The organism is Phycisphaerae bacterium (genome assembly GCA_024102815.1).
Classification (GTDB): Bacteria; Planctomycetota; Phycisphaerae; order UBA1845; family UBA1845; genus JAGFJJ01.
This window is the reverse complement of the sequence record JAGFJJ010000049.1, coordinates 1-12,459: the sequence shown is the minus strand read 5'-3', so window position 1 is coordinate 12,459 and position 12,459 is coordinate 1. Positions and strand designations below refer to the sequence as shown.

Sequence of the window (12,459 nt, the reverse complement as noted above, 5' to 3'; positions counted from 1 at the left end):
GCTATGGCGATCGTGATTCGGCGGAGCCGATGGATCGACGCGCGCCGGCCCCCGGGCCGAGGGGGATTCCTCTGCGCGCTGCCCGCACTCCTTTCCCTTCTGGTTTCGACGCAACCTGGACTCTCCCAGTCGCCCGGTTCTCCCGGTCCCCATGCTCCCGCAACCCAGGTCAATCGCGCGGCCGAGGTGGAGGATATCGCCGCCAAGGGCGAATCAGGTGTCAGCTCGGAGCACGAAGGGGATCCGCCGGTCGAATCAATAGCCGATCATGACCCCACTACCGACCCGAATCCGGACAATGCAGGCGGCACGGCGTTGGAATCAGCCTCAGATTCCGGGCCCCCAACATCAAGCATGGATGCCACCTCCGCGCCGACTCGCGCGGATACGAGCGCCGTGCAGATGTTGCCGCCGCGCACCGGCCGTTCGCGCAGCCCGACCAATGTCCAGACCGCGGCGCCTCGCGAAGCGGTACCGCCGTCGCCGAGCGTCGGGTCCCTCTGGCAGGGCCTCTGGCCGCTGGTCGTCGTACTGGGCCTGGTGGGCGCCGGCGCCTATGCCCTCCGCCGATGGGTACCGGGCCGCGTCGCCGCCGAGAGTCGTTGTGTACGGGTCGTCGGGCGGTCCTCGCTCGGCGTGCGGCAGCAGGCCGTGCTTCTGCACGTCGGCCGGCGCCTCGTTCTTGTGGGTCTTGCCGGTGATCGCATGGCCACGCTCTGCGAAATCTCGGACGCCGACGAAGTGGCGACGTTGCTGGCGCAGAGTTCGTCGCCGCCGGCGCACGAAGGTTCGATCTTTGAGCAGCTTTTCACCCGGGAGCGGCGAGGCTTTGACGACGCCGCTTCGGAAAACGTTGAACCGCCCGATATCGACCACCGCCACCACCGCGAATCTCGGCCCATGGCCGAGCTGTTGCGGCGGCTGCGATCGATGTCGTCCGCTTGAATGCGGGCGTCGCATGGATGCGGCGCGAAACATGCTCGCGCGAAGGAGTCGCGCATATTGCTGTCTTGCCTCACGACATCCTGTCGAACGTTGTGCGTCCCGGCCGTGCTGCTGGTCGTGCTGATCGGCGCGGCATCCGCCCGGGCACAATCGGCACCCACTCCGGCCCGACCGACGCCCACGCCCTCCGCGCCAATTACCCAGGAGCCGGCAACCGGTGCCAACCCGCTGAACGTTCCCGATCTGTCGGGGATCGTTCCCACGGCCGGCGACCGCGAGGGCGTCAGTACGACGCTACGCATTCTGGTCCTGCTGACGGTCCTTACGCTTGTGCCGTCCGTGCTGGTGATGACCACGTGCTTCCCGCGGATCATTATCGTGCTGGCGCTGCTTCGTCAGGCCGTCGGTACGCCACAGCTTCCGCCCAGCCAGGTCCTGCTCGGCCTCTCGCTGTTCATGACGTTCATGATCATGTCGCCGACGTGGTACCAGCTCCAGGCCGAAGCCGTCACGCCCTACCTGGATGGGAAGATGGGGCAGGAAGAGGCCTTCGAAATCGTCAGCGCGCGCATGAAGGGTTTCATGTATCGGCAGATCGAGCAGACCGGGAACTTCGAGGATATTTACCTCTTTCTGGAGTATTCCCGAGGAGCGCCGATTCCACCCACCGAGCAGGTGGCCGTCGAGAGCGTGCCGCTGAGCGTCATGATTCCGGCATTCCTTCTTAGCGAGCTGAAGACCGCATTCATCATGGGCTTCCGCATCTACCTGCCGTTCCTGGTCATCGACATGGTCATCGCGACCATCCTGATTTCCATGGGCATGATGATGCTCCCGCCCGTATTGATTTCGCTGCCGTTCAAGCTGCTGCTCTTTGTGCTGGCGGACGGATGGCACCTCGTGGTGGAGACGTTGCTGTACAGTTTTGTGTAACTGCAAAGCAGGTGAATCATGGCCATTGGCGAAGCGTTGGAAATCGGCCGGCATGCACTGTGGATCGCCTTGACGACCTCGGCGCCCATTCTCCTGATCGGGCTCGCCGTGGGACTCCTGATCTCTCTCTTCCAGGCCGTGACCCAACTGCAGGAGCAGACACTGACCTTCGTGCCCAAGATCGCAGCCATGATCATCGCCGCGGCCATCTTCATCCCCTGGATCGCCGGGCAGATGGTCGCCTACACAGTGGAGATGCTGGGGACACTGCCCTGGTGAATATGAAAGCCGTTGGCCTGAGCCATGCCCTGGTCCCTATTCGACATTCTCCTTGGTCTGCCGACTTACGCCCTGGTGCTCTTTCGCATCAGCGGACTGGTGCTGACGGCGCCCGTGTTCGGCAGTCCCATGATGCCCATTCGCGTGCGGGCGGCACTGGTCATTACGCTGGCGGCCATGATCTTCCCGCTGGTTTCGAGCCAGGCGCCGCCGGTCGTTTCATTGGGAAGCGTTGTCGCCGGAGCAGTGAGCGAGGTCATCATCGGCATGGCCATCGGACTTTCCCTGACCATCATGATCACCGCAGCCGACGTCTGCGGGCGGATGGTCGCCCAGCAGGCCGGCATCGCCCTGGGACAATCGGTCGATCCGACGTTCAACGAAGAGAGCACCGCCGTCGAGCAGCTTTACACGATCGTTCTCATCTTCGTTTTCCTGCTTTCCGGCGGCCACCGGGCGATGATGCGCGCCCTGCTGGATACATTCGGCGTGATCCCGCTGCTCACGTATCACCCGAGCGAAACGCTGATGCTCCTGCTCGTCGAAGTCCTGGGCGCGGCGTTTGTCGTGGGCGTTCGCCTGGCGGCACCCGTGCTCATCGCCCTGATGCTTACGGAATTGGCCATGGGTTTCCTGACGCGCACGATGCCGCAGCTCAACATCCTCTCGGTGGGATTCACCGTGCGCGTGATGGTGACGATCGGGGCGGCCGCGCTGGCCCTCGTCGCCGGCGAAGACCTGTTGGTGTCCGCCGTCTTTGACGCCATCGCCATGGTGCGAGCGGCATTCGGATTGGGATAAGTGTGGGTGTGAATCATGGCATTGGGTGCCGACGAACGGACCGAACCTGCAACGCCGCGCCGAAAGGAAGAGGCCCGGAAGAAAGGGCAGGTTGCGCGCAGCCAGGAGTTGCCCGCGGCCGTCGCCCTGCTGATTCCGCTTTGCGTTCTGTACGTCGTGGGCGACGATCTCTGGCAGGCGATGGAGGCGATCCTCCGCACGGCACTGACCGCGGACGCGCCCCCGAATCCCGCCGAAGTCCCCGTCTTTCTCAAGGCCATCGGGCGGGAATTGCTCTGGCGGCTCGGCCCGCTCCTGCTCATCGTCTTCGCGGCGATTCTCGGCTCGCTGCTCGCCCAGGTGGGGCTGCTGCTCACGCTCCATCCGCTTACGCCGTCGTTGAGCAAAATCAATCCCCTGAGCGGCATCCAGCGCCTCTTTTCCATGCGCATGCTCATGACCACGGCAATCAACCTGGCCAAGCTCGTGCTGGTGGTCACCATCGTGGTGCTGACGCTCCGCGATCGCTCGGCCGAGATCCTCTTCGCCCTGACGCTCGGCGCGTCGGACGTGCTTCTCCTCGGCGCGCACCTGACCTTCGAACTCGGCATTCGCCTGGCGGTCGTCCTGTTTGTGCTGGCGCTGGCCGATTTCGCATGGCAGCGCTTCCGCCACAGCCAGGATCTGCGCATGACCAAGGAGGAAGTGAAGGACGAATACCGCAGCATGGAGGGCGACCCCAAGCTCAAGGCACGACGTCGCCAGGTGCAGATGCAACTGGCCATGCAGCGATTGCGAAAGGACATGGCCAAGGCCGACGTCGTGATTTCCAATCCCACCCACGTCGCGGTGGCCATTCAATACGATGCGACCGAGATGCCCGCACCGCAGGTCGTGGCCAAGGGAGCCGATTACGCCGCGCTGCGCATTCGGCAGCTTGCGTCGGAGTATGGCATCCCCGTGGTGGAGCGTCCGCCGCTGGCGCGGGCCGTCTTCGCTTCGGTGGAGGTTGGTCAGTACATCCCGGAACGATTCTACCGGGCGATCGCGGAGATCCTGGCCTACGTGTACGAGTTGACCGGCCGTTCCCCGGTTCGGGCGGCATGACAGTTTGATTGCGGTCTACTTCGGCGCGAAGCGACCCTCGCTTTGAGTCGAAGTGACAGGACGAACGGATGGCGAAATCGAAGCTGCCAAACTTGCGGTTTCTCGACGTGCTGAGCAGGTACTACGGTGCCGCTTTGCCCGTGGCCGCGCTGGCGCTGATCCTCGTCATCCTCATTCCATTGCCCACCTCGGCGATGGACTTCCTGCTCTTGATCAATATCACGCTTTCCGGCGTCGTCCTGCTGACCGTGATGTACATCGCCGGGCCCCTGGAATTCTCGTCCTTCCCGTCGCTGCTCCTCGGGCTGACGCTGTTCCGCCTCGTGCTCAACATCGCCACGACCCGCCTCATCCTGACCGATGGCGACGCCGGGCAGGTGATCGAGACGTTCGGCGGATTCGTTGCCCGCGGATCGCTGGCCGTGGCGATCATCATCTTCGCCATCGTGGTCATCATTCAGTTCGTGGTCATCACCAAGGGCGCCACGCGCATCGCCGAAGTGGCCGCGCGATTCACCCTCGACGGCATGCCCGGCAAGCAGATGGCCGTCGACGCCGACCTCAACGCGGGAACGATCACGGAGCAGGAAGCCAAACAGCGCCGCTCCGAAATCACCCGCGAAGCCGACTTCTACGGAGCCATGGACGGTGCCAGCAAGTTCGTCCGCGGCGACGCCATCGCCGGCATCATCATCACGCTCATCAACATCGTCGGCGGCGTGTACGTCGGTCTCGTGCAGATGGGACTCCCGCTCAGCGAGACCCTCCGCCGCTTCACCATCCTGACCATCGGCGACGGACTCGTCTCCCAGATTCCCGCCTTCATCGTCTCCATCGCCGCGGCCATGCTCGTTACCCGTTCCGCGTCGAAGAAGAGCTTGGGCGACGAATTGCTGGGGCAGCTCACCGGCCAGCCGGTGGCGCTGGTGATTACGGCGGCGTTCCTGCTCGTGCTGGGTCTCACACCGCTGCCCAAGATTCCGATCCTTGGGCTCGCGCTCTCGACGGTTACCCTCGCGTTTGTGCTCAACCGCCGCACGCAGGTGGCGCTGGCTGCGGCGTCGGCCGCGAAAGCCAAGGCCGCGCAGCCCTCCGAGCGCGTCGAGAAGCACATCGCTCCCGATCCCATGGAACTCGACGTCGGCTACGGGCTCATCAAGCTCGTCGATCGCAAACAGGGCGGCGACCTGCTCGACCGCATCACCAATCTCCGCCGGCAAATTGCCCAGGAGCTCGGCATCGTCGTGCCGCCCATTCGCATTCGCGACGACATCCGCCTTCAGCCCAACGAGTTCCGCGTGAAGATTCGCGGGCTCGAGGTCGGCAAGGCCGAGATCATGCCGGGGCAACTGCTCGCCATCGACTCCGGTGCCGTCACGCAGCGCGTCAACGGTACGGAGACCAAAGAGCCGGTCTTCGGACTCGCGGCTCTCTGGATCGACGAGAGCCAGCGCCACGAAGCCGAGCATCGCAACTACACCGTGGTCGAGCCCAGCAGCGTCGTGACCACGTTCATTCAGGAGATCATCCGTCGCCACGCGGACGAGCTGCTCACGCGGCAAGAGGTCGCCCGCCTCATCGACAACCTCCGCGAACGCTCGCCGAAGCTGGTCGAAGAGGTTATCCCCGATGTCCTCAAGCCCGGCGAGATCCAGCGCGTACTGCAGGCGCTATTGCGCGAGCGCGTTCCCATCCGCGACCTCGAATCGATCATCGAAACGGTCGCGGACATCGCTCCGCGCACCCGCGATACGGAAATCCTCACCGAATACGCCCGCAGCGCCCTCGCCCGCACATTGTGCCATCTGCACAAGGCAGACGACGGCCGCATTCACTGCATTACGCTCGCTCCGGCGGTGGAGGAGTTGATCGGCAAGAGCCTGGATCGTTCGGATCGCGGAACGGTGCTTACGCTTCCCGGCGCCGTGCAGACGCGCATCGTCGGTGCCATCCGCGAGCTGCTGCAGAAAGCCGCGTCCGCCAATCGCGGCCGCTTTCCCGTCGTCCTGTGTCCTCCGCAGATACGCCCCTGGGTGCGGCGGATGATCGAGGTGCAACTGCCCGCGGCGGTGGTGATGTCCTACAGCGAAATCGTTCGTGGTTTCGAGGTCGAAACCCACGGCATGGCGAACATAAACGATGAAGCTCAAAACGTTTAGCGGTAGAAACATGGCCGAGGCGCTGGACCAGGTCAAGCGCCAGTTCGGACGCGACGCAGTGATCCTCAGTACCCGGTCCGGTACACGCGGAGGCGTGTTCGGTCTGGGCGGCAGGCCCTTTGTCGAGATCACGGCCGTCCGCGACGTGGCCGACCTTCCACCCGCCTCGCCGCGCGGTGGACCTTCTGCGGCGGGACCCACCGGCATGCCCTTACGCGGGGAATCGCGCCGGCGCACCGTCGAGCCGGGCGACTCATCCATGCCCAAGACCGATCCCCTGCTTGCCGAACTCGGATCACTCAAGAGCGTCGTGGGAGAGCTCGTGCGCGAGTCGCGCCGGTCGCGCATCAATGGCGTTCCGGAGTTCCTCGTCGACACCTACCAGAAGCTTGTCGAAAACCGTGTCGCCGAGCAGCTTGCCCAGCAATTGATCGATCGCCTTCGCGGAGAATTGTCGGCCGAGCAGTTGCACAAGCCCGAAGTCGTGCGAAGTCGACTGGCAGCCGCCCTGGAAGAAATGCTCCCCGTCGGCGGCGCGCCCGTTCCCCGGCGAACCGACCGCCCGCGGACCATCGCGCTCATCGGCCCCACCGGCGTGGGCAAGACCACGACCATCGCCAAGTTGGCCGCCAACTTCGGCCTGCGGCAGAATCGCAGGGTCGGGCTCATCACCCTCGACACCTACCGCATCGCCGCGGTCGAGCAGCTTCGCACGTACGCCCACATCATCGACGTCCCGCTCGAAGTAGCCGTCTCGCCCGAGCACCTGCGCACGGCCCTCCAGCGCATGCAGGATTGCGACGTGATCCTGATCGATACCGCGGGGCGCAGCCAGCGGGACACCATCAAGCTGCGCGAACTCCAGAGTTTCTTCCGCGTCGCCCGTCCGGACGAGGTTCATCTTGTCCTTTCCGCAACCAGCGGTGAGTCCGTGCTGCACGACGCCATTGAGCGCTTCCGCCCGGTGGGCATTGACCGCGTGATCCTGACCAAGCTTGATGAAGCCATCGGTTTCGGTGTGATCCTCTCCGTGCTCCAGAAGGCCGAGGCGCAACTCTCCTATGTAACCACCGGGCAGGATGTTCCGGATGACATCGAAGTCGGTGAACGGCGGCGACTGGCGGCGTTGATTCTTGGAGAACAGGAAGTGCGACGCTGAAGAAAATCGGGGGAAAGTCCCAATGGCTGAGGCCCGCTCAATCATTACCATTGTAAATCCGGAAGGTTACCGCTCCAGTGGGCGTGGCGAGGCACGCAGGGGCTGTGAGTTCTGCGCTGCGCCCCCGGAGGACCGTCGATGCTCCCGGGAAGGGTAGATCAGGCCACGCGACTTCGAGAAATGTGCCGGCGCGGTGCGCGCCGCGCCCACGTCATCGCCATCACCAGTGGAAAGGGTGGTGTCGGGAAATCCAACATCGCCGTGAACACGTCCATTTGCCTGGCCGTCCGCGGCAGCCGCGTAACGCTGGTCGATGTGGACCTGGGCCTGGCCAACTCCGACGTTCTCCTCGGTATGCAGCCCCGCCATACGCTCTCCCATGTCATCAGCGGAACGGAATCTCTGGAGGAAGTGTGCGTGCGCGGACCGGCCGGACTGCGCTTCGTACCCGGCGCCTCAGGGCTGGGAGAGCTGGCCGACCTCTCCGAGTTCGACCGCCAGTCTCTTCTTTCGCAGCTCGAAACCCTGGAAGACAGTACTGATATCGTTGTTTTGGATTGTGGTGCCGGCATCTCCCGTAACGTGATGACCTTTGCCGCCTCTGCGGACACGGTTGTGGTGGTGACCACGCCTCAACCCACCGCCGTCACGGATGCCTATGCCACCATCAAGGTGCTTCTCCGCGAGCGCTTTGAAGGGCGCGTCGGACTGTTTGTGAACATGGCCGACTCCCGACTGGCGGCCGCGCAGACATATGAACGCATCGCGAATGTCGCGCAAAAATTTCTCAACTTATCTGTTGCAGACTTGGGGTACATGGTGCATGATACCGCCGTCGCCCGTGCCGTTGACGCGCGATGCCCGTTCGTGATCCGGTTTCCGGACTGCAATGCGAGCGCGTGTGTCGCGGCCCTTGCGGAAACGCTCTCCCGGTCTCAACAACCGGAGAGCACAAGGATGAGTTTCTTCCGCAGGGTCGTCGGGATTTTCGGTTAGGATGAGGCGCGGGCGACAAGACCTTCCGGCACGGATGCCGGGGTCGATGAGATGGCAGACATCAAAGCCGTGGCGACAGGCGCCGGATCTCCGCCGGGAGGTTCGCGCGGTTTTTGTTCATGGTTTCGATGTTTCCCGTGACACGGACGTTGCACGCCATGGTCGCACGATTCACCGGCGCAGGCCTCGGCCTGCTTGCCTTCTGCATCACTGCGGTGGCCGGACTGCTCGTGCAGAATCCCGTCACGGTCACCCTGTCCCGATCGATTCTCGCGCTTTTCCTTTTCTGCCTGATCGGATTCGCCGTCGGTGCCGCCGCCCAGGTGGTCATCCGCGATCATGAACGCCGCCGCGAATCCGAAACCAGAAGACAATACGCCGAAGATCTGAATTCGTCTGACGGCCCGACGCCGGAAGCTCCGGCCGTCGGTGCGGACCAGGCGGGCGCGCGCGCCTGAGCCGCGACTTTCATTGAGTGCCTGAACATCAAGAGCCCCGGCAAGGAAGCACAAGGAGTTTGAGGAATGGAAGCAACCATCGCCAAGGAGGAGCGTCAGCCCGCAACGCGACGCCGTTCGTCCGTCGATCCCCACGTCGCACGCTGTTGGGAGCAGTACCGGCAGGACCATGACCCCGCCGCCCGAAACGCGCTGCTGGAGAACTATCTTCCCATCGTGCGCTACAACGCCGAGCGCATTGCGGCTCGGCTTCCCGACGAGGTGGAGCTGGACGATCTCCTCTCGGCCGGCGTCTTCGGACTCATGGACGCCATCGAGGCCTTCGATCCTCACCGGGGCGTCAAGTTCGAAACCTACTGCGCCCCGCGCATCCGCGGCGCCATTCTCGACGAGCTGCGTGGCATGGACTGGGTTCCGCGCCTGGTTCGGCACAAGTCCCACCAGCTGACCCGTGCCCGGCAGGAGTTGGAGCAGAACCTGGGGCGGGCGCCGACGCAGTCCGAATTGGCGGAACGCTTTGGTGTCTCTTATCGGGAGTTTGACCGCATGATGCGCGACGCTACCGCCGTCTCACAGGTTTCCCTTTCCCGCCAATTCAACGACAACGACTCCGGAAAGGACGTCTTCGAAATCGATGTCATCGTGGACAAACGCGGGCGAAATCCCGTCGTCGAGAGCCAGAAACGCGATCTCAAGGCCCTCCTCACCCGCGGCATGTCCCGGGCGGAGCGACTCATCCTCATTTTGTACTATTATGAAGAGATGACCATGAAGGAGATCGGCGCCACGCTGAGCCTCTCCGAAAGCCGCGTGTCGCAAATGCACTCCTCGATCATGGAGCGCCTCCAGTCGCAGTGGGGCCGCCGCGCCCGGGAGATCGAGCAGTATGCCGAGGCGTGACGCCACCGTTCCCTCGGCCTGATCAACATCGGCCTCATCGTCCGTGGGAGGAGTCGCCATGGCCGAAATCCCCTCCGACATCGCCGCTTCGGCCGCCCAGGCGGGGTACCAGGCACGCGAGGTCGGGAGGGAACGCGACGCGGCGCGAACCGGCCAGAGTCACCAGGCCCAGCAGCAGAACCGCAACGTCACCGAGGCCGGCGAAATTGTCGATACGGCCGAATTGGGCACGCGCGTCTACAGCGACGCCGAGGGTGCCGGAAGCCAGGGAAGACCGTTCGAATCCGACGACGAACAGACGAAACCGGAATCCGACGACGAGACCCCGGACGACGACCGGCCCGACGGCGAACGACCCCACCTCGATATCCGCGTCTGATGCGGGCAACCGGCATTCTGTTCCCCCCGCTCGGGCGCGGTAGAGTGTCGCCATGCGCTTCACCAAAATGCACGGCCTGGGGAACGACTACATCTACATCAACACCTTTCGCGAATCGGTGCCGGATCCGGCATTCCTCGCCCGCCGCCTGTCCGACCGCCACACCGGCATCGGCGCCGACGGACTGATTCTCATCGGCCCCTCGCAGCGCGGCGACGTACGCATGGAGATGTACAACGCCGACGGCTCGCGCTCGCCGACCTGCGGAAACGGCATTCGCTGCGTGGCCAAGTACGCCGTCGAGCACGAATTGGCCGCAGGCCCTCAGGTCATCATCGAAACCGACGCCGGACTTCGAACCCTCTGGTGCCGGATGCGCGGCACGGAAGTCATCAGCGTCCGCGTCGACATGGGCACCCCGATCCTCGATTCATCGGCGATTCCCACGCTCATCCCCGTCGAGCGCGTCATCGACTTCCCCCTCGAGATCGACGGGACCGTCTTCGAGGTTACCTGCGTCTCGATGGGCAATCCCCACGCGGTCGTCTTCATGGAGAAGATCCACACGATCGACCTGGTCGATCTGGGTCCGCGCTTCGAGTACGCCGCGGTCTTCCCCGAGCGCATCAACACCCACTTCGCCCGCGTCGACTCCCCCGGCAGAATCTCCATGCGCACGTGGGAGCGCGGCAGCGGAGCCACGCGCGCCTGCGGAAGCGGAGCCTGCGCGGTGTGCGTGGCCGGCGTTCTTACCGGTCGAACGGATCGCGACGTTGTCGTGGCACTCCCCGGAGGGGAGCTTCACGTCGAATGGACGACCGATGGTCCCGTGCAAATGACCGGCCCCGCCGTCGAGGTCTTCGAAGGTGAGGTTCACCTCCCGCTGGATTAGTCCCAACGCATCCTACGGCACGTTCGGCCCGTCGAACATCGCCTCGAAGGCCTGATAGTCCACAAGGTCAACGTCGCCGTCGTTGTCCCAGTCGAAATCACCGGGCCAGCCGATGGCCACCGTCGTTAAATACTCCGTCCTGTGATGGAGGGCGCTGCTGCAATTCACGGCCGCGCTGTCCTCCACCACCAGCCGGAGCGTGTACGCGCAGGGCGGCAGGCCCGCGGTATTCCACTGGGCGAGCGTGGACCCGCTTACGTTCCCCGTTCCCGAGGCAATCGGCACCCAGCTATTCGTGTTGCCGCCGGTATACGAAAGAGACCAGCCTGCCAGGTTTGCGTCCGCGGCCGTGCCCACGATGTCCACAATCCCGTCCACGCTGTCGCAGTTCATTGGACTCGTGATGACCGCCGTCGGCGCCGTGTTATCGACGTCAACGAATATGGTTTGGGCGGCTCCGTTTCCGCAGATCGTAGTCCCGGCCAGCTCCAATTCATATGATCCATCCGGCAACCCCAGTCCAGTCGTATCCCAACTCGCGAGCGCATCATTGAGCACACCGCTCCCGTAAATCGGCTGCGAAGGGTCGACCGGAACGAACGTACCGCCGATCGGCCGATACCACACCACGTATTGGTCGAAACAATCATCCGACGCCGAGCCATCGAAACAAACACTTCCGCCGACAACCGTTGCATGCGCCGGTTCGTGAATGATCAGGGTCTCAAAATAGCCGTCCAAACGCACGATTCGCACGACGGAAGCGCTCAGCCCGCAAGCGTTGGTGGCGGTCAACCGTAGAACGTACCACCCTTGGCTCAGGCCCGAGGTATTCCACTCGCCAAACGACCCGGCAGATACAGGCCCGGTGTCCGAGCCGATCAGGCTCCAATTTCCGCCGAGCGGCCGATATTCGATTCGGTATTCACGCAGCGGACTTTCCGGATCCGTGGCCGTTCCGGTGATGGGGACCATACCACAAACACATTCGGAGTCCGCTGGCGAGGTGATCTCCACGAGCGGCGGAGTGGGGTCCAGCGTGCAGTAAGACTCGATCTGCAAGGTAGCATCCAGACACAAGTCGCATCCCGAGGCGTTGTCGTTGTACGAGCCGACTTCGACGTAATACGGCACACCGGCCTCAACCGGAAACTCGGCAATGGTCCCCCGTGGCCCGGAACTGTCACAACCGGTGTCGCAAGATGGAATCAGGCTGTCGTCAACGCAGTCAAGCACGAGAAGCGATTCAGCACAATTGCCGGTCAGCGCGCGCACGACAGTGTCGTACGTCGTTCCCGGGTTGCATGTGGAAAACGTGGCGATGCCGTCCACAAGCGGCGTGAAGGTCAACCACTGTTGTTTGCCCACGTTGATCGAGCAGGACCAGAAATCGGCGTCCTGTCCCTTGGGCGCGTCCTCAACATCAATCTGAATCGCGTGTGTCCCCTCCCAACCGGGCAACTCGGTGGCCA

The 12,459-nt window shown here is 63.7% G+C and carries 13 protein-coding genes; 12 read left to right on the top strand and 1 reads right to left on the bottom strand.

Features of this window, described 5'->3' with window-relative positions; translation table 11 throughout:
• Nucleotides 1-3 precede the first annotated feature (3 nt).
• The 12 genes from J5J06_12885 to J5J06_12830 all read left to right on the top strand — a co-directional run bounded on the left by J5J06_12885 (nucleotide 4) and on the right by J5J06_12830 (nucleotide 10,987).
• Nucleotides 4-945: a flagellar biosynthetic protein FliO gene (locus J5J06_12885; GenBank protein MCO6437980.1), complete on the top strand. Its 942-nt coding sequence runs from the start codon at nucleotides 4-6 to the stop codon at nucleotides 943-945.
• Nucleotides 946-1,878: a flagellar type III secretion system pore protein FliP gene (fliP, locus tag J5J06_12880; GenBank protein ID MCO6437979.1), complete on the top strand. Its 933-nt coding sequence runs from the start codon at nucleotides 946-948 to the stop codon at nucleotides 1,876-1,878.
• Nucleotides 1,879-1,896: 18 nt separating this feature from the next.
• Nucleotides 1,897-2,157, top strand: a complete 261-nt coding sequence (fliQ, locus tag J5J06_12875; protein ID MCO6437978.1) for a flagellar biosynthesis protein FliQ — start codon at nucleotides 1,897-1,899, stop codon at nucleotides 2,155-2,157.
• Between the two features lie 24 nt (nucleotides 2,158-2,181).
• Entirely contained in the window at nucleotides 2,182-2,958 is a 777-nt protein-coding gene (locus J5J06_12870; protein ID MCO6437977.1) for a flagellar biosynthetic protein FliR, read from the top strand.
• A 15-nt stretch (nucleotides 2,959-2,973) separates the two neighbouring features.
• On the top strand, nucleotides 2,974-4,044 hold the full coding sequence (flhB, locus tag J5J06_12865) for a flagellar biosynthesis protein FlhB (GenBank protein MCO6437976.1): 1,071 nt from the start codon (nucleotides 2,974-2,976) through the stop codon (nucleotides 4,042-4,044).
• Nucleotides 4,045-4,112: 68 nt separating this feature from the next.
• A complete protein-coding gene (flhA, locus tag J5J06_12860; GenBank protein ID MCO6437975.1) occupies nucleotides 4,113-6,203 on the top strand; it encodes a flagellar biosynthesis protein FlhA in 2,091 nt (696 codons plus the stop codon).
• Nucleotides 6,184-7,362: a flagellar biosynthesis protein FlhF gene (gene flhF / locus J5J06_12855; protein MCO6437974.1), complete on the top strand. Its 1,179-nt coding sequence runs from the start codon at nucleotides 6,184-6,186 to the stop codon at nucleotides 7,360-7,362. Before flhA ends, flhF begins: the two co-directional genes overlap by 20 nt.
• A gap of 138 nt (nucleotides 7,363-7,500) precedes the next feature.
• Nucleotides 7,501-8,358, top strand: a complete 858-nt coding sequence (locus tag J5J06_12850) for a MinD/ParA family protein (protein ID MCO6437973.1) — start codon at nucleotides 7,501-7,503, stop codon at nucleotides 8,356-8,358.
• Between the two features lie 137 nt (nucleotides 8,359-8,495).
• Nucleotides 8,496-8,816 (top strand): hypothetical protein, encoded by a 321-nt coding sequence (locus tag J5J06_12845; GenBank protein MCO6437972.1) that lies wholly within the window; start codon nucleotides 8,496-8,498, stop codon nucleotides 8,814-8,816.
• Nucleotides 8,817-8,882: 66 nt separating this feature from the next.
• On the top strand, nucleotides 8,883-9,716 hold the full coding sequence (locus tag J5J06_12840) for a FliA/WhiG family RNA polymerase sigma factor (protein ID MCO6437971.1): 834 nt from the start codon (nucleotides 8,883-8,885) through the stop codon (nucleotides 9,714-9,716).
• Between the two features lie 58 nt (nucleotides 9,717-9,774).
• Nucleotides 9,775-10,095, top strand: coding sequence for a hypothetical protein (locus tag J5J06_12835; protein ID MCO6437970.1), 321 nt, complete (start codon nucleotides 9,775-9,777; stop codon nucleotides 10,093-10,095).
• Nucleotides 10,096-10,147: 52 nt separating this feature from the next.
• Complete coding sequence (locus J5J06_12830; GenBank protein MCO6437969.1) at nucleotides 10,148-10,987, top strand: diaminopimelate epimerase; 840 nt, start codon at nucleotides 10,148-10,150, stop codon at nucleotides 10,985-10,987.
• Nucleotides 10,988-10,999: 12 nt separating this feature from the next.
• On the opposite strand, the gene J5J06_12825 is transcribed toward J5J06_12830, so the two are convergent.
• On the bottom strand, nucleotides 11,000-12,459 hold a 1,460-nt coding region (locus J5J06_12825; protein MCO6437968.1), incomplete at its 5' end, for a hypothetical protein.